Source organism: Streptomyces sp. CA-251387, from assembly GCF_050936625.1.
Taxonomy (GTDB): Bacteria; Actinomycetota; Actinomycetes; order Streptomycetales; family Streptomycetaceae; genus Streptomyces.
In genome coordinates, this window is sequence record NZ_JBNJMJ010000001.1 from 9,104,785 (window position 1) to 9,122,864 (window position 18,080).

Annotated in this window: 20 protein-coding genes and 1 pseudogene; 7 read left to right on the forward strand and 14 right to left on the reverse strand. The window is 68.8% G+C overall.

What is annotated here, in order from left to right; all coding sequences use genetic code 11:
• Positions 1 to 167: 167 nt before the first annotated feature.
• Positions 168 to 635, reverse strand: coding sequence for a nuclear transport factor 2 family protein (locus ACQEV2_RS40620; protein WP_433053678.1), 468 nt, complete (start codon positions 633 to 635; stop codon positions 168 to 170).
• A 51-nt stretch (positions 636 to 686) separates the two neighbouring features.
• On the opposite strand from ACQEV2_RS40620, the gene ACQEV2_RS40625 reads away from it, so the two are divergent.
• Entirely contained in the window at positions 687 to 1,169 is a 483-nt protein-coding gene (locus ACQEV2_RS40625; protein WP_433053681.1) for a MarR family winged helix-turn-helix transcriptional regulator, read from the forward strand.
• A 30-nt stretch (positions 1,170 to 1,199) separates the two neighbouring features.
• A complete protein-coding gene (locus ACQEV2_RS40630; RefSeq protein ID WP_433053684.1) occupies positions 1,200 to 1,376 on the forward strand; it encodes a hypothetical protein in 177 nt (58 codons plus the stop codon).
• 8 nt (positions 1,377 to 1,384) lie between these two features.
• Here ACQEV2_RS40630 and ACQEV2_RS40635 read toward each other — a convergent pair whose 3' ends face one another.
• The 5 genes from ACQEV2_RS40635 to ACQEV2_RS40655 form a co-directional block, all read right to left on the reverse strand.
• A complete protein-coding gene (locus tag ACQEV2_RS40635) occupies positions 1,385 to 2,941 on the reverse strand; it encodes a GMC family oxidoreductase (RefSeq protein ID WP_433053687.1) in 1,557 nt (518 codons plus the stop codon).
• 97 nt (positions 2,942 to 3,038) lie between these two features.
• Positions 3,039 to 3,791: an alpha/beta fold hydrolase gene (locus tag ACQEV2_RS40640; RefSeq protein WP_433053690.1), complete on the reverse strand. Its 753-nt coding sequence runs from the start codon at positions 3,789 to 3,791 to the stop codon at positions 3,039 to 3,041.
• 684 nt (positions 3,792 to 4,475) lie between these two features.
• On the reverse strand, positions 4,476 to 5,204 hold the full coding sequence (locus tag ACQEV2_RS40645) for a response regulator (RefSeq protein ID WP_433053693.1): 729 nt from the start codon (positions 5,202 to 5,204) through the stop codon (positions 4,476 to 4,478).
• Positions 5,201 to 6,427 (reverse strand): sensor histidine kinase, encoded by a 1,227-nt coding sequence (locus ACQEV2_RS40650; RefSeq protein WP_433053696.1) that lies wholly within the window; start codon positions 6,425 to 6,427, stop codon positions 5,201 to 5,203. Before ACQEV2_RS40650 ends, ACQEV2_RS40645 begins: the two co-directional genes overlap by 4 nt.
• Positions 6,427 to 6,990: a hypothetical protein gene (locus ACQEV2_RS40655; RefSeq protein WP_433053699.1), complete on the reverse strand. Its 564-nt coding sequence runs from the start codon at positions 6,988 to 6,990 to the stop codon at positions 6,427 to 6,429. The genes ACQEV2_RS40650 and ACQEV2_RS40655 overlap by 1 nt, the downstream gene beginning before the upstream one ends.
• 213 nt (positions 6,991 to 7,203) lie before the next feature.
• Between ACQEV2_RS40655 and ACQEV2_RS40660 the strand changes: the two genes are divergently transcribed.
• Positions 7,204 to 7,656, forward strand: coding sequence for a hypothetical protein (locus ACQEV2_RS40660; protein ID WP_433053702.1), 453 nt, complete (start codon positions 7,204 to 7,206; stop codon positions 7,654 to 7,656).
• Positions 7,657 to 8,701: 1,045 nt separating this feature from the next.
• On the opposite strand, the pseudogene ACQEV2_RS40665 reads toward ACQEV2_RS40660, so the two are convergent.
• From ACQEV2_RS40665 to ACQEV2_RS40680, 4 genes and pseudogenes are all read right to left on the reverse strand, one after another.
• A pseudogene (locus tag ACQEV2_RS40665) lies at positions 8,702 to 8,969 on the reverse strand (IS481 family transposase); the annotation flags it as partial.
• A gap of 82 nt (positions 8,970 to 9,051) precedes the next feature.
• Positions 9,052 to 9,216 (reverse strand): hypothetical protein, encoded by a 165-nt coding sequence (locus ACQEV2_RS40670; RefSeq protein WP_433053705.1) that lies wholly within the window; start codon positions 9,214 to 9,216, stop codon positions 9,052 to 9,054.
• Positions 9,217 to 9,496: 280 nt separating this feature from the next.
• Positions 9,497 to 9,865, reverse strand: a complete 369-nt coding sequence (locus ACQEV2_RS40675) for a peptidoglycan-binding domain-containing protein (protein ID WP_433053708.1) — start codon at positions 9,863 to 9,865, stop codon at positions 9,497 to 9,499.
• 70 nt (positions 9,866 to 9,935) lie between these two features.
• Positions 9,936 to 10,280: a hypothetical protein gene (locus tag ACQEV2_RS40680; RefSeq protein ID WP_433053711.1), complete on the reverse strand. Its 345-nt coding sequence runs from the start codon at positions 10,278 to 10,280 to the stop codon at positions 9,936 to 9,938.
• A 142-nt stretch (positions 10,281 to 10,422) separates the two neighbouring features.
• Here ACQEV2_RS40680 and ACQEV2_RS40685 point away from each other — a divergent pair, with 142 nt between their 5' ends.
• The 4 genes from ACQEV2_RS40685 (at position 10,423) to ACQEV2_RS40700 (ending at position 15,644) form a co-directional block, all read left to right on the forward strand.
• Entirely contained in the window at positions 10,423 to 13,488 is a 3,066-nt protein-coding gene (locus ACQEV2_RS40685; protein WP_433053714.1) for a BTAD domain-containing putative transcriptional regulator, read from the forward strand.
• A gap of 277 nt (positions 13,489 to 13,765) precedes the next feature.
• The gene (locus tag ACQEV2_RS40690; protein ID WP_433053717.1) at positions 13,766 to 14,167 is read left to right on the forward strand and encodes a GNAT family N-acetyltransferase; all 402 of its coding nucleotides are present in this window, start codon (positions 13,766 to 13,768) and stop codon (positions 14,165 to 14,167) included.
• A gap of 15 nt (positions 14,168 to 14,182) precedes the next feature.
• Positions 14,183 to 14,389 carry a DUF2180 family protein gene (locus ACQEV2_RS40695; RefSeq protein ID WP_433053720.1) on the forward strand — a complete coding sequence of 69 codons (207 nt, stop codon included), beginning with the start codon at positions 14,183 to 14,185 and terminating at the stop codon, positions 14,387 to 14,389.
• Positions 14,390 to 15,206: 817 nt separating this feature from the next.
• The gene (locus ACQEV2_RS40700; protein ID WP_433053723.1) at positions 15,207 to 15,644 is read left to right on the forward strand and encodes an ATP-binding protein; all 438 of its coding nucleotides are present in this window, start codon (positions 15,207 to 15,209) and stop codon (positions 15,642 to 15,644) included.
• Between the two features lie 24 nt (positions 15,645 to 15,668).
• Here the strand turns inward: ACQEV2_RS40700 and ACQEV2_RS40705 are convergent, their stop codons facing one another.
• The 4 genes from ACQEV2_RS40705 to ACQEV2_RS40720 all read right to left on the reverse strand — a co-directional run bounded on the left by ACQEV2_RS40705 (position 15,669) and on the right by ACQEV2_RS40720 (position 17,854).
• Positions 15,669 to 16,109, reverse strand: a complete 441-nt coding sequence (locus ACQEV2_RS40705) for an ATP-binding protein (RefSeq protein WP_433053726.1) — start codon at positions 16,107 to 16,109, stop codon at positions 15,669 to 15,671.
• Between the two features lie 161 nt (positions 16,110 to 16,270).
• Positions 16,271 to 16,642, reverse strand: coding sequence for a PRC-barrel domain containing protein (locus ACQEV2_RS40710; protein WP_433053729.1), 372 nt, complete (start codon positions 16,640 to 16,642; stop codon positions 16,271 to 16,273).
• Positions 16,643 to 16,701: 59 nt separating this feature from the next.
• Positions 16,702 to 16,989, reverse strand: a complete 288-nt coding sequence (locus ACQEV2_RS40715) for a DUF5133 domain-containing protein (protein ID WP_433053731.1) — start codon at positions 16,987 to 16,989, stop codon at positions 16,702 to 16,704.
• A 25-nt stretch (positions 16,990 to 17,014) separates the two neighbouring features.
• The gene (locus ACQEV2_RS40720) at positions 17,015 to 17,854 is read right to left on the reverse strand and encodes a SigB/SigF/SigG family RNA polymerase sigma factor (protein WP_433053734.1); all 840 of its coding nucleotides are present in this window, start codon (positions 17,852 to 17,854) and stop codon (positions 17,015 to 17,017) included.
• Positions 17,855 to 18,080 lie beyond the last annotated feature (226 nt).

The following is an 18,080-nucleotide window of genomic DNA, read 5'->3' on the forward strand; positions in this document are numbered from 1 at the left end:
CCCTTCGCCACGGGCGAAGGAATGAGCCCCCGCTTCGGCCTGGGACGGTCGGCGAAGACACGGTGTCGGTCCGGACGCCGATCCAGCGCTGGTCCGCGTTCACCGCACCGCTGGATGAGTGAGGCCGAGGCTTGTGCTGGTTGCGACCGTCCTGAGACATCCCGCGCTCAGGGCGAGGCCTTCTCGTCCTCGGCTTGTCGATCGGTGTCGCTGGGAGCCGCGGGGCGGAGACGCTCGTAGCAGTCGTAGTTGCGCTGAGCGATGATCTTTCCGTCGCGGAATTCGAGGAACGCCGCGATGTGAGCGCGCAGCACCTGCCCCGCGGTCAGGTCGCCGAGGGACACGGCCAGCGTGCCGGACCACGTGACTTCCAGGGCGACCTGCGCGTCCGCTGCGACCGCGTTGATCACCTCGAAGTGCTGCTCGGCGAGCAGCTTGTGTCCCTCCTGCCCGGCGGCGATCAACTCCGGCAGACGGCGGACGGTGCCGTCCGGGAAGAGGGCGTTGGGGAACTGCGTGTGGACGGCGTCCGGGTGGAAGAAAGCGGCGAGTTCCTCGCCTGCAGCGAAGCGGGACACCGCCTGGTGGTAGCGGACGGCCGTGCGGATGTTGGGGTGCTCATGGAACTCCGACATACCAACAACCATAGTTGTACAACTAAGGTTGTCAAATGACAGAGTGGGCCCATGCAGCAGCCACTCGACCCACATGACCTCGACACCGGCACCCTCGCCCTCTTCGCGGGCTTCGCCGCCGCCACCGCCGTCCAGGACGAACTCGCCGCCCACGGCTTTCCCGACCTGCGCATGTCCCACGGCTACGTCTTCCAGCACCTCCTCCACACACAGCCCACCATCGGCGAGCTCGCCGAGAAGCTCGACATGACCCAGCAGGGCGCCTCCAAAGCGGTCGCCGAACTCGAGCGCCTCGGCTACACCGAACGCCTCCCGGACCCCCACGACGCCCGCCTCCGCCGGGTCACGCTCACCCCCCGCGGCCACGAAGCCGTCGCCGCCGCCCGCCGTGCCCGGGCGGCACTGGAAGAACGCCTCCGCCATCGCTTCGGCAGCACGGCCCTCGATGCCGCCCGCACCCTCCTCGCCGACCTCCTCGACGACCTCGGAGGCGCTGCGGCCGTCCAGCGCCGCGAGGTCAGGCCGCCCCGCTAGCCGAGTCCGAGGCCGGTGCCGATCGCGGCCATGGCGAAGGGCGGTCTGGGCAGCCTGGGCACTGCGGTGCGCCCGGTCGCAGATCTGCGGCGTCAGTGGGACCGGGTGCGGGAGCTGACCGATCGCCCCTTCGCCATCAACCAATCGGGGTCGGACACCACGTCGTGTGGCGCACTGGCCGAGGACGTCGCATCGGTCCGCGCGTGACGTTGCTGTCACGCCGGTGCCGGAAGGCCGCGGATCATGTCTGCCGCCCTCTCCGCGATCATGATCGTTGGGGCATTGGTGTTGCCCCGCACCACGGTGGGCATCACCGAGGCGTCCACCACCCGCAGGCCGCTCACGCCGTGCACCCTGAGCCGGGAATCAACGACCGGGCCGATGGCGCACGTGCCCGCCGGGTGGTAGAGGGTCTGCAGCTCACGCCGGGCGAAGTCGAGCAGGCCGGCGTCGTCAGTGGAGCGCGGTACGCGGAAGTCGGCCCGGCGGTGCTTGACCAGGCTGGGCTGGTCGGCGATGTCGAGCAGCATCCGCAGTGCCCGGATCATCGTGGCGCGATCCTCTTCGGTGGTCAGGTAGTTGTGCAGAATGCGAGGCTTGGCGCTGGGGAGCGCCGAGCGCAGGGAGACCTTGCCCCGGCTCGTGGGAGCGAGCAGGACCGCACCGAACATGAAGGCGTGGTCGGTCACGGGGCTGATCCCCTCTTCATGGAACATCCCCGGTGTGGCGTGCACCTGGATGTCGGGGGCGTCCAGTCCCTCACGAGTGCGGTGAAACCCGCCGGCCTCGCCGACGTTCGAGGTGAGCGGACCGCGGCCCTCGGTCTCCAGCAGGCGGAGATTGTCCGGCGTTTCGGCGGTGAACAGCGACTCGGTGTCGGTGAGATAGCACAGACCGACATGCGGATGATCCTGCAGGTTCTCCCCGACAGGGAGGTCGACGCGGGGCGTGATGCCGCGGGCCGCCAGTTCGTCGCCCGGGCCGATGCCGGAGAGCATGAGCAACTGAGGAGAGTTGTACGCACCGGCCGACAGCACGACCTCCTTTTCGGCGCGCAGGCACAGCAGTTCGCCGTCCCGGTCCACCTCGACGCCAGTCGCACGGTCGCCGTCGAGCAGCACGCGGGTGCACTGGGCGCCGGTCAGCACCTCGAGGTTCGGCCGGGACAGGGCCGGCCGCAGATATGCGTCGGCCGTGCTGCAGCGCAGACCGTCGCGCTGAGTGAGGTGGTAGTAGCCGACGCCGTCCTGTTCGGGGCCGTTGAAATCGCTGGTGTAGGGGTGGCCGGCTTCCTGTGCCGCCGCCACATAGGCGTCCATCAACGGATGGCGGGAGCGGCCTTCGCCGACCGTGAGCGGACCGCCGGTGGCGTGCCACGATGACGTGGCGCCCGTGAAGTCCTCGGCGCGCAGGAAGTACGGCAGGACGTCCTGCCAGCTCCATCCGTCGGCGCCGCCGGCCGCCCAGGCGTCGTAGTCGCGGCGATTGCCGCGTATGTAGATCATCGCGTTCATCGAGGAGCAGCCGCCCAGCATGCGGCCCCGGGGCAGATAGCGACGGCGGCCGTCCAGCCCCGGTTCACACTCGCTGAGGTAACTCCAGTCGTACTTTGTCTGGAAGAGCTTGCTGAACGCCGCCGGAACGTGGATTTCCGCGGCGTCGTCCACAGGGCCGGCCTCGATCAGCAGCACGCGCGCGCTGTCGTCCTCGGTGAGCCGGTCCGCCAGCACGCACCCGGCCGACCCGGCGCCCACGATGATGTAGTCGTACACCCGTGCCCCCTTCGCCCCACCCGGTTGCTCGATCCCTTCACCCAAGCGGTAACGGCGGGGGAATCACACTGTGCTCTCGGCCATAGTCGAGGGGGCGTCAGCCGGCTCGGTCGGCCTCGTGCAGGGAGACGACGGCTTCCACCAGTGCCTGGGGGTCCTCCCAGTTGAGCATGTGTCCGGCGTCCGGCACGGTGACCAGCCGGGCGCCCGGTATCCCCGCGGTGAGGCGCCGGGCGTGGCTCGGCGGTGTGCTGCGGTCGGCCGAGCCGACCATGACGACGGTCGGAACCGTGATCTCGGGCAGGCGCGGATAGTGGTTCTCGCGCGCGAAGGCCCGGACGATCGGCACGAGCAAGGCATGGTCCTGGCGGAGGAAGACGTCGAGGAAGACGTCGATCATGGCCGGAGAGGGGCGCTTTCCGCACTGGGCGGCTCCGAACAGGATTCCGCCGGTCCGGGTGCGTGCCAGCTGCTGGAGCACGCCCGTTTCCAACAGCGGGATCTGCAGCCGGTTGTGCGGCGCTCCGTCGTAAATGCGGCCCGCCCAGGTCGCGAACAGCACCAGACCGCGCAGCCGCCGGGCGACGCCGGGATGGTCGAGTACCGCACGAAGCGCGATGAACCCGCCCATGGAATGCCCGACCAGCACTGCGTCCTTTACGTCGAAATGCTCCAGGACCGCCAGATAGTCCTGCGCCATAGGGGCGGAGCCGATGCCCTCCGTACCGCACGTGGAGCCCCCGTGGCCGCGCTGGTCGAAGACGATGACACGGTGACCGATCGTCACCAGGGTGTCCTGCACCAGGTTCCACTCCAGGAGCGAGACACCGTAACCGTGGGCCAACACCACGGGGGACCTTCACCGGCGACGACGGCGCGCAACACCGTCCCGTCGGGCCGGGACAGGAACACCTCCTCGCCCTCGGGCTCACGACACAGCACTTCGCGGGGCACGGGATCCGGCTGACGCTCTATCCCGGCGGCCACCGCCCGCGCCGCGAGGCAAGCGACGGCGGCCCCGGCAACGCCCCAGACCAGCCTAGATTTCATCGAAATCCCTCAAGTGTGTTTTCGTGTTCGGCCGGCCTCGGGCCGATGCGCACTGACTGCGCCCATTGTGTATTGCTGTCTGGATGTGGACAGCGGTGTGCCAGGGTTTGGCTGGGACTCGCCTTCCCTGCTTGGAGGTAGGTACTTGTAGCGCCTACCTGCGGTTTGCAGACCTGCCTCTGGGAGCACAGTTGGCAGTGCGGGCACAACCATCTGCCCACACCCGTGGCGAGGGCCGGCCAGCGTCCGGTACGCATGATCTTTCCCGGCTCCTCATGGCCGTCTACGGCGTTTTGCGACCTTCGAGGTTCCCGAGCGCGATCGTGGCCCACCGTCGCGCACAACGCCGTGCCGTGCCTCAGTAGCCCCCCTGATTGCCGCCGCTGGAGGGGTCCCGCGAGCGTCTTCGCCGTCGTCGCGCCGCGCCGGCGTTTCCAGGTGTTCCCGGACCGAGCTCTGACGGCTCACGGCTGACGGCTCAGGTTCACGACAGCCTGGCTTGGGCTGGAGGCGGATCGTCGGGCTGCACCAGTCCGCTCTTGTAAGCGACGGCTACCGCCTGGGCTCGGCTGTCGAGGCCGAGCTTTGCCAGGATGCGGCCCAGGTGGGTTCTGACCGTGGCCCGGCTGACGACCAGATGCGCGGCGACGTCGTCGTTGGAGAGCCCGTGTGCGACCAGTACCAGCACCTCACATTCCCTCGGCGTCAGGCGTTGCAATGTGTCGGGGGCCGACTGCACGGCATCGGGGCGGACAGCGAACTCGGCCAGCAGTTTGCGGGTCACTGCCGGATGCAGCCAGGCGTCGCCCTTCGCCACGGCCCGTACAGCCGCGACGAGTTCGCCGGGTGCGGAACTCTTCAGCATGAACCCGCAGGCTCCGGCGCGCAGCGCGGCATGGACGGCGTCGTCGTCGTTGAAGGTGGTCAGGACCAGTACGGCAGCGGCGCGTTCGCCGTCGTCGAAGAACCCGTCATCGGCGAGCCTACGGGTGGCCACGACACCACCATCGGTTCCCGGCGGCATCCGCACGTCCATCACGATGACGTCCGGTCGGAGCCGAGCGGCGAGTTCGACGGTGTGCGCGCCATCGCCTGATTCCCCCACGACGATGAGGTCGTCCTCGGCATCGAGGAGCATGGCCAGGCCGGCGCGTACGAGCGGCTCGTCGTCGGCCAGCAGGAGCCGTATGCGATTGGGGTGCTCGGCTGTCACGGCTGCGAGGTCGTGCTCGGTAGGGGAGGCGCGCCGTCAGTGGTCCGGCTCCGTCCGTATCGGTGCGGTTCGGGAGATGGTGGTCCGTTCACGGGCAGGGTTGCCGTGACCAGGAAGCCCCCGTCGGACTGGCGGCCGGTGTGGCAGCGCCCGCCGACGGAAGCGGCGCGCTCCTGCATGCCGATGAGCCCTCTGCCCGTGGACAGGGGGTGGGCCGCAGCGCGCCGGGTCATCGGGGCGTGGTCCCGTATCCGCAGTTCGAGTTGGGTCGGGTGCCATCGCACCTCCACCCGTATCGGCAGCTGGGAGTCGGCGTAGCGGGCGGAGTTGGTGAGCGCCTCCTGCACGATCCGGTAGGCACACAGGTCCACTCCCGGAGGCAGAGGGGCAGGGGCGCCGGTGATCACCAGCTCCACTCGTCCGCCGCCGGCTCGCGTGCGCTCCAACAGCCGGTCTAGGTCCCGCAGTCCGGGAAGAGGCCGTTCCGAGACGTCGTCGGGATGGTCGGTCAGGAGGTAAAGCATCCGACGCAACTCGACAACGGCCTCCTGCCCCAGTCTGTCGACGTGCCCCAGGGCCACCGCGGCGCGGTCGGGATCCTTCCGGAGAATCTGGGCCGCACCGGCCGCCTGGAGCACCATGAGGCTGACCGCGTGGGCCACGATGTCATGGAGGTCCCGAGTGATTCGGCCGCGTTCGGCCGCCACCGCGTCAGCGGCGGCCCGCTCGGCCTCCAGCTTTCTACGCTGCACCGTCCAGGCGGCCCAGCGGCCGACCCCGAACACGGCCAGGTCGACCAGTGAACCGAGGATCACGGCTACGACGAGCGCGTCGCCGCGGTCGTCCGGTGCGGCGTGACCGGCCTCGTCGACCGCGTTCATCACGGTCGGCACCAGGCTCACCAACAGGGCGGATACTGCTGTCCGACGGCCGGTTCGGTACGCGACCGTGAAGAGCCCGAGCCACACGCTGAGTGAGGGCACATAGCCGTAGGCGATGGCCCAGGCCAGCAGGTGGTGAATCAACACCACCGTGAACACCACTACGGGAAACCTGCGCCGCCACAGCAGCGCCAGGTAGCCGACGGCGGCATATCCGGGCGTAAGCCACTCGGGGAGATCCCCTCCGGGGCGACGGTCCCAGGACAGCACGAGGTCGAGCAGGAGCAGTACCGTCACAAGCAGCGGATCGAGACGGGTCGTCCGCCGGCGCGGCTCGGTCATCACCACCACTGGCCGGGACACCCGCACTTGGGAGACAGAGGGCACCAGACCCAGGTGACCTCACCGACCGTCCGGCGAGTGCGGTCGCGAACGAGGTCACGCCGGAGGGAGGCCTCCCATTCCCGTACGGGGCCGAGGACCTGCTCCTTCGGCAGTTCCCGGATGCCGGTCGGCACGCCTCCCGCCCCTTCGAGCGCCGCCCACATGTCCGGGCTCGCGGACAGCAGCATCTCGAACTCCTCCTTGCGGAACTCGTCCGTGGCCGAGCGGTGCGCGGACGGTTGCGCCAATCGCAGAACGGCGGTCGTTCCCTCGGCGTGGTCCTCAAGGCCCATGACGTCGGCGCCTTCCGGTTTGATCCGCTCCACGAATCCGGGTGAGTTCCTTCGGGCAGAGGCTAAGAGCACCTCCAGCGGGATCTTCTCGTCGTACAGCCACTCCAGCGGTCCGGGTGCCGCGACGAGGTTCTGGGCGATGAGAACCCCCCAGGACAGATGGCCGCTGACGGGATCCGACAGGTCGGCCCGCTGGATGGAGACAACGGGCTGGCACAGCTTGGTCATGGCCACTCCGTTCATGCCGTTTGGATGCATCTGCACGAGAGCAGTGTGGTGGGCGGCAGCCGGAGCAGCCATCGGCACGACGCCGTAGATCTGGCCCCGCTGTACGTCTCCGCGATGACGGCGGGGTGACGGCCTGTGGATGACGATTTCGGTGGGGGGCGGGCGAAGAATGACGCACGAACGCATCCGACGGATTGGAAAGGAAGGCAGTAAATGCGCGTACGACCAAGGACATTCACGCTCGTCGCAGTCACCGCCGGCGCGATTGTGTGCGGTGCGATCAACGCAGGTTCTGCTCTGGCGGCGCAATCAGACGCCGGGCGTGTCCGCGCGGCCGAGACCTACACCTTCGTTCCCATCCGCCTCACCGTCCATGACATCGAGGACGCGTGGCCGGACTCACGCGACGAACCGCGTATGTACTACGGGAACGCGGTCTGGGCAGGGGTGGTCGCCAAGGGCGGGCAGATCACCGACATCCCCTCCGTCGACTTCACCGGAACCTCCGTGTCGGTCGACCTCTGGGAGCGGGACGGCGGATGGACCGACAACAACCATCTGGGCCATCAGATCGCCACCATCTCGCAGCTCGACCAAGAGCTGGAGATGAAGTTCAAGAGTGACTGGTGGGACTACGAGCTCAAGTACAAGGTGATCAAGAAGTAGACACACCGCCGACCCGTGCATGTGCCTCAACGCGCCCGTCAACGCGCCTTTCTGCGCATTGACGGGCGCTCGGCTCGGCAGGAAGTCGGGCCGATCGGGACTCGGGCGCCCCGGTGTCCGACACCCTTCGGGGGAGGAACACATGACCATCGACGGCACGGAGGGCATACGGCCCGTACGGCCGGGGCGCTGTCGAGCGAGGCGGAGCCGTCCTCCCGTTCCCGTTCCCACGGCGCAGTGGCCTCTACGGACTGGGACCGACCTGGCCCCCTCGGGCCCACAGCTGCCGGTGGGGGACACCGCACCGGCCGCGAGCGTGAACGGCGACGGTGCCGGGAGGACGAACGCCCCACGGCTGCTCGTGGTCGCGTCGACGCGGACGGCTTGATGGCCCCCATGACCGTCAGCGGCACCAGGGAGCCAGGGGTCACCGAGGCTTCGGCCCGGGGCGTCCGTCAGGCGGTCGCCCTATTTCCCGGCGTCCTGCCTCGGTCAGGGCGTCGATCAGCTGGTCACGGCTCATCGTCGAACGGCAGGGGAGGTTCTGGTCTGTGGCCCGCCGGTACAACTCCGTCTTGCTCAGCTGCTGCAGCTCGCTCCTGAACCCGGGACCGGGCTTTCCCCGCAAGGGCAGGGAACGTCCTGGCTGTTGCCGAGGAAGCACGCGATCCCCCGGTGCAGCACTTGCCGTACTGGGATGAGGGTCCCCACACCATCGGCCGGCCGGCAGATCCCGCCGTTCGGTACCTCGCCTTTGCCGCGACCGACTGCAGCGGCCTGTACGGGCTGTTCGCCGACTGCATCCCAGGACCCGGCTTCGGACGGATCGGAACCTTCCAAGAGGCCGGCATTCCCAAGCTCGGCGTGTGGCCGTCGTTCGCCGACTACCTCATCGAAATCGCCGATGCCCTGCACGAAAACCGCGGTGTGGAGTACGCGGACGGACACCAGGACACGACGCTGCCCGGCCTCGTCGATCAGGCCGTGGTCTGGGACGGCCCGAAGTATCCAGTGGAGCCGGACTGGACACGCTTCGTGGAGCACCGCCCTGAGCTGCAAGGCAGGCGGCAGCCCGATGCAGGAAGGCTGCGCAGGTGGCGACCTTCTCGTCGGGCAGGTCTTCGGTGTAGGCCAGGCGGGAGTGGTCGTCCAGGGTGGTGTGCGGGTAGGCATCCGGTGCCGCCTCGGTGGTCCAAGTTGGCCCGACCGACTGCGCGGCCGAGGGCCTTATGGCCGCCGCCGTCGGGGATGCGGCCGAGTTTCTTGACGTCGATGTGGACCAGCTCGCCGGGCCGGGCGCGCTCAAAGCGGCGTATCGGTTCGCCGCACTCCGGCCGCCATCGGCTATGGCTGGGTGACATCCTCGATGCGCCAGGCAGGGGCGCATAGCCGTGGTCAGGAGGTGGAAGCCGCTTCCAGGGAGGCCTCCACCTTCTTCACCTGCCGGGCGACCAGATTCTCCGGCAGAACCGGCATGAGAGCCGCCTTCTTCTGCTTCGGCAGAGTGCTGCCAAAAGTCTCGTTGAAGTTGAACCAGGCGAGCCCATCCCCGATGCGCACGAGGCCGTACGCCGTGGTTGTCGATCCCCTTCCAGGAGAAACTCATGTTCGCCCTGAGCGACGCGTCACCTGCCTCCAGGGGTCGGGGGCGTTCCCTGACGGCGGGTTGTTCGCGCGACGGTGGACGGTGACGGGCAGAAGGCCGTGAACCGGCTCCGGCCGTCTCCTCACCGCGGGAGACGGCCGGAGCGTGCTCATGCTTTTGGAGAGACCTGCAATGTCGTACCGCCGCACATCCCGCCGAATGATGTCTTTCCCCGGCGACGACCCCGAGCGAGGGTTACGGGTTGGGGCTGACGTCCGGGTGCAGGCAGTTCCACGTCTTCGGGCCGACGATGCCGTCCTTTGCGATACCGCATCGCCCCTGTGCCCATACGACGGCAGACTTTGTCGCGGAGCCGAAGATGCCGTCCTCGGCGAGCCCTCGGCCATATATGTTGAGCAGGCATTGCGCGTGCGCGACGGCCTTGCCGGTGTCTCCCGGGTAGAGGGTCGGGTGCCCCAGGTCATAGGGGCAGGCGCTGTCCCCGGCTGTCGTCACCGGCGTGGGGGCGGGAGAGGCGATCGCCGGGGCGGCAGTGGTGGCCGCGGCGCCGAGCACGAGCGCCGAGAGAACGAGTCCGGCCCGCTTCGTGAGCGTCATGGGCATGAAGCTTCCTTTTGCTGGGGGTTGAATTCGGGTCGCGTCGAAAATGGCGTTTACTTGCTTTGCGCGCCGCTCAGCAGCGTGGGATACCGGGCTTGGGATCAGCGCCGGTGTTGATGTGCTGGCCCGGGGTGTATCCGTCGACCCAGACCTCGTACTGCCAGGTCGTCGTGTAGTACCAGATCTTGTTGCCCGATACCGACTGGCCGACGTAGTAGCAGGAGATCGAGAGCGGCTGTCCCTCGAAAAGGTTCCTCTTCACTCGGCAGGTCGTCTTGGCACAGGTGTACTGCTTCGTCGCCTGCGTGGTGTAGAAGACGTCGTCGCTCGCGGATGCCGTCGGCGCAGGCACAGCCAGGGCCCCGAATGCGAGCGCCGTCCCGAGTGTTGCGGTCGCCAGGGCACGACGAATACGCATGAGCACTCCTTGGGTGAGGCTGATTCCGCTGTGGGCTACACCCTGCACGGCTGGGGTTGGAGAAACCTTGGCCAGATCTTGGGTTGGCTGCTCCGAGCCGCTTTCGACATCGTGGGACGGCACCCAAGGGGGGAGCGGTGTGGTGGCAGTGGAGTTCCGCGTACTCGGTGACACGGCCGTGCACCTTGACGGCAGACCAGTGGAGTTGGGACCTCCCAAACAGCGCTCCGTCCTGGCGGCGTTGCTGGTTGATACTCCCCGCACGGTGTCGACCGCCGGGCTCATCGACCGGGTCTGGGGAGAGTCCACGCCGCAGCAGGTCAGAAACACGCTGTACGGGTACGTCTGTCATCTGCGGAAGGCCCTGGAACCGGCAGGCGAAGTCGCCTCCATCAGCAGGAGCTCAGGGGGCTACGCGGTGCAGGCCGATCAACTCGCCGTGGACCTGCACCGGTTCCGCGCCCTGGTGCGGCAGGCCCGCGCGGCGGAGGACACCGCATATGGCGCAGAACTGTTCGAGCAGGCGTTGGAGTTGTGGCAGGGAGAGCCCTGCTCGGCTTGCGACACACCGTGGTTCGACACACTGCGCGAAGGGCTGCTCCGGGAGCGGTTCGCCGCCACGCTGGACTTCAACGACGTCCAGCTACGCCTCGGCCTCCACGGAATGCTGCTGCCCCGGCTCGCCTCCCTGACCCAGGAGCACCCCTTCGACGAACGAGCGGCCGGACAGCTCATGCTGGCTCTGTACCGCAGCGGGAGGGCCTCCGACGCCCTGCACCGCTACGAGCTCCTGCGCCGGCGTCTGGCTGAGGAGTTGGGCACCGATCCCGGACCAGAGCTGCGCCGGCTGCACCAGCAGATCCTGACCGCCGCCCCCGCCCTCGCCGTCGCCCCAGGCACTGTCTCCCATTCCAAGCCCGCACGTTCCAAGCCTGCACGCTTGCAGCAGGACGACAGCGGTGGCAGCGCTCCAGGTGATCGGGGTGGGGCGAACGGCCAACAGCTCGTGCCCCGTCTGCTTCCGCCTGCGCCTGCGCTGTTCGTGGGCCGGGACGAGGAGCTGGCCGGAGCCTGCCGGATGCTCGGCCGGATGACGGCGGGTCCGGTGACGCTGCTGGTGACCGGGCCGGCCGGGGTGGGCAAAACGGCCTTCGCCGTATCCGCGGGCCATGCGCTGGCTTCCCGGTTCGCCGACGGCCAGCTCTATGTCGACCTGCGGGCCTTCGACGACGATCGGGTCGAGCCGTTCACGATCCTGGGGGCCTTTCTACGGGCGCTCGGCGTACGCGGCGGTGCTGTGCCACCCGACCTCACCGGCCGGGTGCACCTCTACCGCACCCTGCTCGCCCAGCGCAAAACACTCGTCGTGCTGGACAACGCAGCCGATGCGCAGCAGGTGAACGACCTCATGCCCAGCGGAGCCCGCTGCGCCGCCATCGTCACCAGCCGCACCACCCTGCCGGACCTGAGCGGCCACCGGCTCCCCCTGGGAGTCCTGGACTCCGAGACGGGACTCGCCCTGCTGCGGGAGATGATCGGCGTCGATCGAACCCGCGCCGAGTCCGACGCGGCCCGGGCCATCGTGGCGACCTGCCAGGGCCTTCCCCTGGCCGTGTGGGTCGCCGGTGCACGGCTGGCCGCGCGACCGCACTGGCCGCTGGTCAAAGTCGCCCGCGCGCTGGCGGACGAGCACCGCAAGCTGGACGAACTCGCCGTCGGCCACATAGCCGTACGGGCAAGCCTGGAACTGACCTACCAGGGAATGACCCCCACGAACCGGCACGCCCTGCGCATGCTCGCCCTGCTGCCCACACCGGACTTCGCCGCCTGGGCGCTGGCCGCACTCCTGGACCTGGACCTGAACCGAGCCGAAGCCGTGCTCGACGACCTCGTGGAGGTTCACCTCGTGGAGGCCGGCGCGACGGGGCCGACCGGTACGCGTTACCGGCTGCACGACCTGGTGCGACTGCTGGGCCGCGAGAGAGCGGAGCGGGAGGTACCCCCGCAGGACCGTGCCGCCGCGCTGTCCCGGCTGCTGGGGGCGAGCCTCTACCTGGCCGACCTGGCCGCGGACAGCCTCAGCGTCGACTTCCAGGGCATCTCTCAGGCCGACCTGGCGTCCTGGCGGCCCTCTCCGGCGGACACCGCCCAACTCCTCACCGATCCACAGGCCTGGTTCAGCGCCGAGCGCCAGTCCCTCATCGCCGTGGCGGACCAGGCACTCGACAGAGAGGAGACCACGTCGGCGGCCGCGCTCGCCACCGCGCTCACCACGCTCTTCCAGATCGGAAGCCACTTCGACGACTGGGAACGGCTCCAGGGCCGGGCCCTCAAGGCCGCACTGCGCGGCGGCCACCAGCGCAGCGCCACGCAACTCCACCGATGCCTGGGCGAACTCACCACCATCCTCGACCGGTATCCGGAGGCGCTGGACCACTTCCAGCAAGCACTGAAGCTCGCCGACGGAGAAGACCCGGCTTATCTGGCCAGCGCCACGGCCGGATTGGCGTACGTGCACCGGCTGCTCGGCCAATACGCCTCCGCCACACGCCATTTCGAGCGGGCGGCGGAGCTGGCCCGCAGGGCGGGAAACGTCAACTGCCTTGTCTACGCCACCAATGGCATCGGCGTCATAGAGCTGGAGCAGGGGCGCGTCGAGGCAGCCATGGAGCGCTTCTCGCAGTGCCTGCGAGCGAGCCGGGAGGCCGGGTACCGCCCCGGCGAAGCACAGGCCCTGCGCTGCCTGGGACAGAGCCATCGCGCCCACGGCGCCTACCCGGCCGCCGCGGACTGCTTCACACAGGCCGCCTCGATCAGCGAGAACCTCGGCGACCGGCTGACCGCCGCCCACGCCCTGTGCTGGCTCGGCGACGTACTCGTAAGGCAGGGCGCACAGAGACAAGGGCGCCGACTACTGGCCCGTGCCCTGTGGACCTACCGCGAGTTCGGCAACCTGTGGGGTGAGGCGGCGGCGCTCTACGCGCTCGCGGAGGCACAACTCGCCGTTGGCCGCGCGACACAGGCCCGTCGACGCGCTGCAGCCGCCGCCGGCCTGTGGCGGAAGATCGGCTCCCGGACCTGGCTGGCCACCGGTCTCGACACCCTGGCCAAGGCCCATGCCCTGGCCGGGAATGCCACGGCCGCCGCCCGGGCCCGCGATGAGGCCGCGGAAATACGCAGGGAGTTGGGAGCCGCCTGGATGAGCTAGAGCCTGTTCTGAGTTGGCCTCGACTCGTCAGCGGTGAGCGGCCGGTGATCGGCTCAGCGGTTTGCCCGTAAATCCCGCTGCTGTGCGGGTCGGGCCTTCGCATGCTGCTGCGATGACGCCGGACTCCACGGGCCCGGACCTGCTACTCCTTCCTGGTCTTCGCCCTGGACCTGATCGCCCGGCTACCAGTACTGCCCCCACCGCGCATCCATGACGGTGCGCTGGCCGCAGCCCCGGGACTGGTGGCTCGATCCAATGAGCCGGGACACTGGATCTCATGAACCCATTAGCCACGCTGTCCGCTACTGAGATCACCACTGATCGTCTTAGGCTGCGAAAAGCGCACGACGCCGATATAGACGGCCTCATCGAGCTCCAGACCGATTCACAGGTCCGTGCCCACCTCGGCGGCCCACGGCCCCGTAGGGTCGTTGAGCAGTACTTCGACACGAGCGGCATCAGCGCTATTGCAGGCAAGCCCGGTACCTACGTCATCGCCGACAAGGAAACCGACCGGTTCGCCTGTCGGCGGCAGCTCATTGCTGCCTGCCGCTCACTTTGTGTTACCCCGACACGCAGCCTTACGCCTCAGCCGTACGACACCGTTTTGGATGCCCGGCAGCGGGGCACCCGCCTAGCGCAGGAAACGGGATGTGAGCAAAACCCGCAGGGCCCCTGACCGAAAGGCCCGGTCATGAACTGCTACGAATGCATCCAGCAGGGGCAAACGGTGGCCGCGGTGGCTGTCTGCCGCGTATGCGGAGCCGGTGTCTGCGCTGACCACGTGCAGTCCCAGGAGAAGATGCTTCGCGAGCCCGCGAATCCGGGCAAGGTGATGCACGACCGACCCGCCCGCCAGCTGACGTGCCCCGTCTGCCGAGAGGCGGAGGAGCTCGTCTGAGAGTGGTTCTCCGCGTCCACGAGCATGCCTCACTGAGGCTTTCCAGCGCAGTCGCTCGCTGGTGAGGGCGCTGGCGGAGAGTGTCGACCTTCGGATCGGGCCGCACCGGGCCTTGCCAAGACCTGCCATGCTTACTGAGCGTTTCGTCCAGTGGCTTTTTGCTGGTCGATTCGCCGACGGCGCGCCGCCATCGCGGGCGGACGGGGGTGGGGTGCCCCTTACGCTGCAACATCTGGCGGGTTGCCGGGATCACGAGTTCGTCGGGCCGACGCTGCCGCTCTCCGAGCCCCCAGCTGGCTGCGCCGGGCATACGGGTGTGACCGCCGGTGCGGCGCGGAGACCCGTTCGGCACGGCCATCCACAGCGGCCACGCCGTGGGGATCATCGACGGGTGTGTCACCAGCAGTCGGCGCTGTGCCCCAAGGGAATCCTGGCCGCCACGGGGTTCGGGCGTGCGGCGTCGGTGGCGGCGCTCGCGCCCGGCGGCTAACTGGCGGCTCGGAAGGCGCAGCCACTCGTGCCTGACAGCTCTTCGACGCTCAGGGACGGACCAACCTGCCCGAACGAACCCGGCCTCATGAATGGCGACTTTCGTAGCCCCTGTCAGGTGCCTGAACTGCGCAGCTCCCCGCCGTCGGCACCGGCTCCGGACGGCGCCGGTCGCCGGCCGGCACAGCAGGCGCTGAGGTCGCTCTCTTCCGTGATGTCCCGTCGGCTCCTACCATTCCGGACGCGTAGCCGTGCGCTGTCTGGGAACCAGCAGCGGTGGAAGTGGTACGAAACAAGTCACCACGGCCGACGGGCCGGAGAAGGTGTGATGGAGACCGAATCGCGCGGGGGCGGCAAGCCGTCGTCCGAAGACATACAGGACTGGGAGGCCGAGTTTGACGGGGGATTTGGTGATGTGACGAGAGCCCGCCTGAGTGCGGAGAATTTCCTCAGCACGCTCGCGCGGTCCTCACCGCCGACGATGCCGGAGTACCGGGACGACATCGTGCTGGTCGTCACCGAGCTCGCTGCCAACGCGATCCAGTACGCGCCGGGGCCGTTCGGGCTGACCATGCGCAGGGCGAGCGACAGTGTGCATGTGACGCTGAGTGACACGAGTACCACGCCGCCTGCGCCGCGCCCCTTCCATCCCGGCACGGGCAGTGGCGGCGGTATCGGCTGGTATCTGATCCACACGCTGTGCGACCAGGTCAGCGTGGTGGTGCGGGAGGACGGCAAGGACGTACACGCGTTCCTGCCCTGGTGAGGTGCCCGCCCGGCGGGCGGACACTCAGCTCAGCGGCACCAGCACGCTGACCGTCTTGCCGCCCTCCCGGCGGCGCTCGATGTGGATCTCCCGGGACAGCCGGATGATCAGGGGCCATCCGTATCCGCTGCCTTCGTGTGCATGGGGCAGGGTGCCGGGCCCGTAGGCGGCGGACGGGACGGTGTCGCTGTAGTCGTGCACGCTCAGCCTCACCCCCTCCGGCAGAACGGCCACCTCGAAGCCCGCGAGGCCGCGGCCGTGCCGGATGGCGTTGGTGACCAGTTCCGACACGACCAGCAGGAGATCCGTGACGGCTCTCTCACTCGCCGGCCCGGACGGGGCAGTCCACTGCTCCGACACGACGGACCGCACATAACTTCGCGCCGTCGACGCGCTGGTGATGGGTACCGATCGGGTGCGCGCCGTCGCGCTGTCCCCGGCCGGACCGCGTTCCGCCGGCTTCACGGTTGCTCGTTCGCCGCCTGCGGGATGCTCATCACCGCATGAGCATCGCAGGCGCGCATCAAAAGGGCTGCGGCTCCCGTCACTTACACCATTCCTCGCACGTCGCCGTCTCCGCTTCTCGTCGTCCGTCCGTGTTCATGGAGCTCCGTTCATAGGCTCCGCTACCCGTTCGTACCCGAAGCATGGGGCAAAGTCGCGTAATAGGCGCCGACGGCGGACAGGTACTGGGGATCGAGAGTCTCACGGTCCGTCCTGAAGCGGGGCGCTGCCTTGGCCTCTTCGCGGGTGCACCCCACGGTGATCGTCCTTGTCTCCGGGTCGATGCCGGTGACCATGCCCGCCGGTATCAGCAGGCTCCTGCCGAACACGTATGCTCCCGTGTCGACGACCAGGTGCTGCAGGGGAGTGTCGTCGGCCTGGCGGTCCACGCGGCCGATGACCCCGTCGGTCGCCCCGACCGTGAACCCCGCCAGTGTCTGCCCCTCCTGGTGACCGCTCCCGGGGCGATACGACCACATTCTGTCGGTGCTCACATCGCTTCCCTCCTTCTTTCGTGCTTCGTCGTCCTGTCCTTGCTTGTGTGCTCGCGCCGTCAGCCGGCGATCGCCGGCTCCTCCGCCGGGGGTTCGTCGAAGCCCGCGACGGCCGGGCGGGGCTGCACCGGTGCCGCGGGGTCGTACGCGGCGGCGAGCAGGCGGCGGGCCGTTTCCAGGGCCCGTCCCACCTCGCGCGTTCCGGTGGACACGCAGAGTGTGTAGGCCAGGTCCTGGGCGCGCAGTTCGCGCCGCCGCGTGCCGTCCGTACCGTCGTCCTCGTGGGCCATGAGGGTCTCGTACTCCTCGACGAGTCTGCGCAGGATCGCCGGGTGGGGTATCAGCATGTGTGTCGGCTCCTGGGTGAAGTGATCAGCTTTCCGGGCACGGCCGCTGGTCGAGTGCCTCGTCCCGTATCTGCGCGCAGCACCGGCTGATGAGGCGGGAGACATGCATCTGGGAGATGCCCAGGCGATCGGCGATGCGGCTCTGCGTCATGTCCTCGAAGAAGCGCATGTACAAGATGGCGCGCTCGCGCTCGGGCAGGCGCCGCAGTCCCTCCTTCGCCGCCTCCCGGTCGATGACGACGTCGTAGGCCTCGTCGCAGGCGCCGATCGTGTCGGCGAGGCTGAAGCCGTCGTCGCCCGGGGACATCTCGGCGTCGAGAGACAGGGTGCTGAAGCTCTCCAGGGCCTCCAGCCCCGCGTTGACCTCCTCCTCGGTGAGCCCGGCGTGGGTGGCGATCTCGGCGACCGAGGGAGTGGCCCCGCCGTTGCTCGCGGCGAGGTCGCGGCGGGCGATCCGTACCTTGTTGCGCAGCTCCTGGACGCGACGGGGCACCCTGAGGGCCCACATCCGGTCGCGGAAATGCCGCTTGATCTCCCCGGTGATGGTGGGTACGGCGTAGCTTTCGAAGGCGCCTCGTCCGGGCTCGTACCGGTCTATCGCCTTGACCAGGCCGAGTGCCGCGACCTGGCGGAGATCCTCCAGCGACTCACCGCGGTTGCGGAAGCGGCCGGCGATGCGGTGGGCCATGGGCAGCCACGCCTTGGTCAGTTCGTCGCGTACCGCGTCTCGCTCGGGCCCTTCGGGCAGAGCGGCGAGGCGGGCGAAGTCGGCCGCGGTGTCGGGGGCGTCGTCGTGGACGCGTCCGGCGGACACGCGGGGACGGGCAGTGATGTCGGAACCATGTGCGGACGTCTCAACCAGCATGCGGGAACAGCTCCTGAACAGCGATCTCAGGGATTTTCCGTGGACTCGGTGCAGGGGGGCCCGATCGGCCCCGGATCGGTCGCACTTCTCGCACCTGTGCGCCTCTGGTCCGAAGCACGAAATCCCGCATGCCCCGCGACTCCCCGCGCAAACAACCCGCGGATGCGCGGGGCGCGCCAGAAGGTCCGCCGTCGCCCGGGACGTCCACGGTCGATGTGTCGCGACC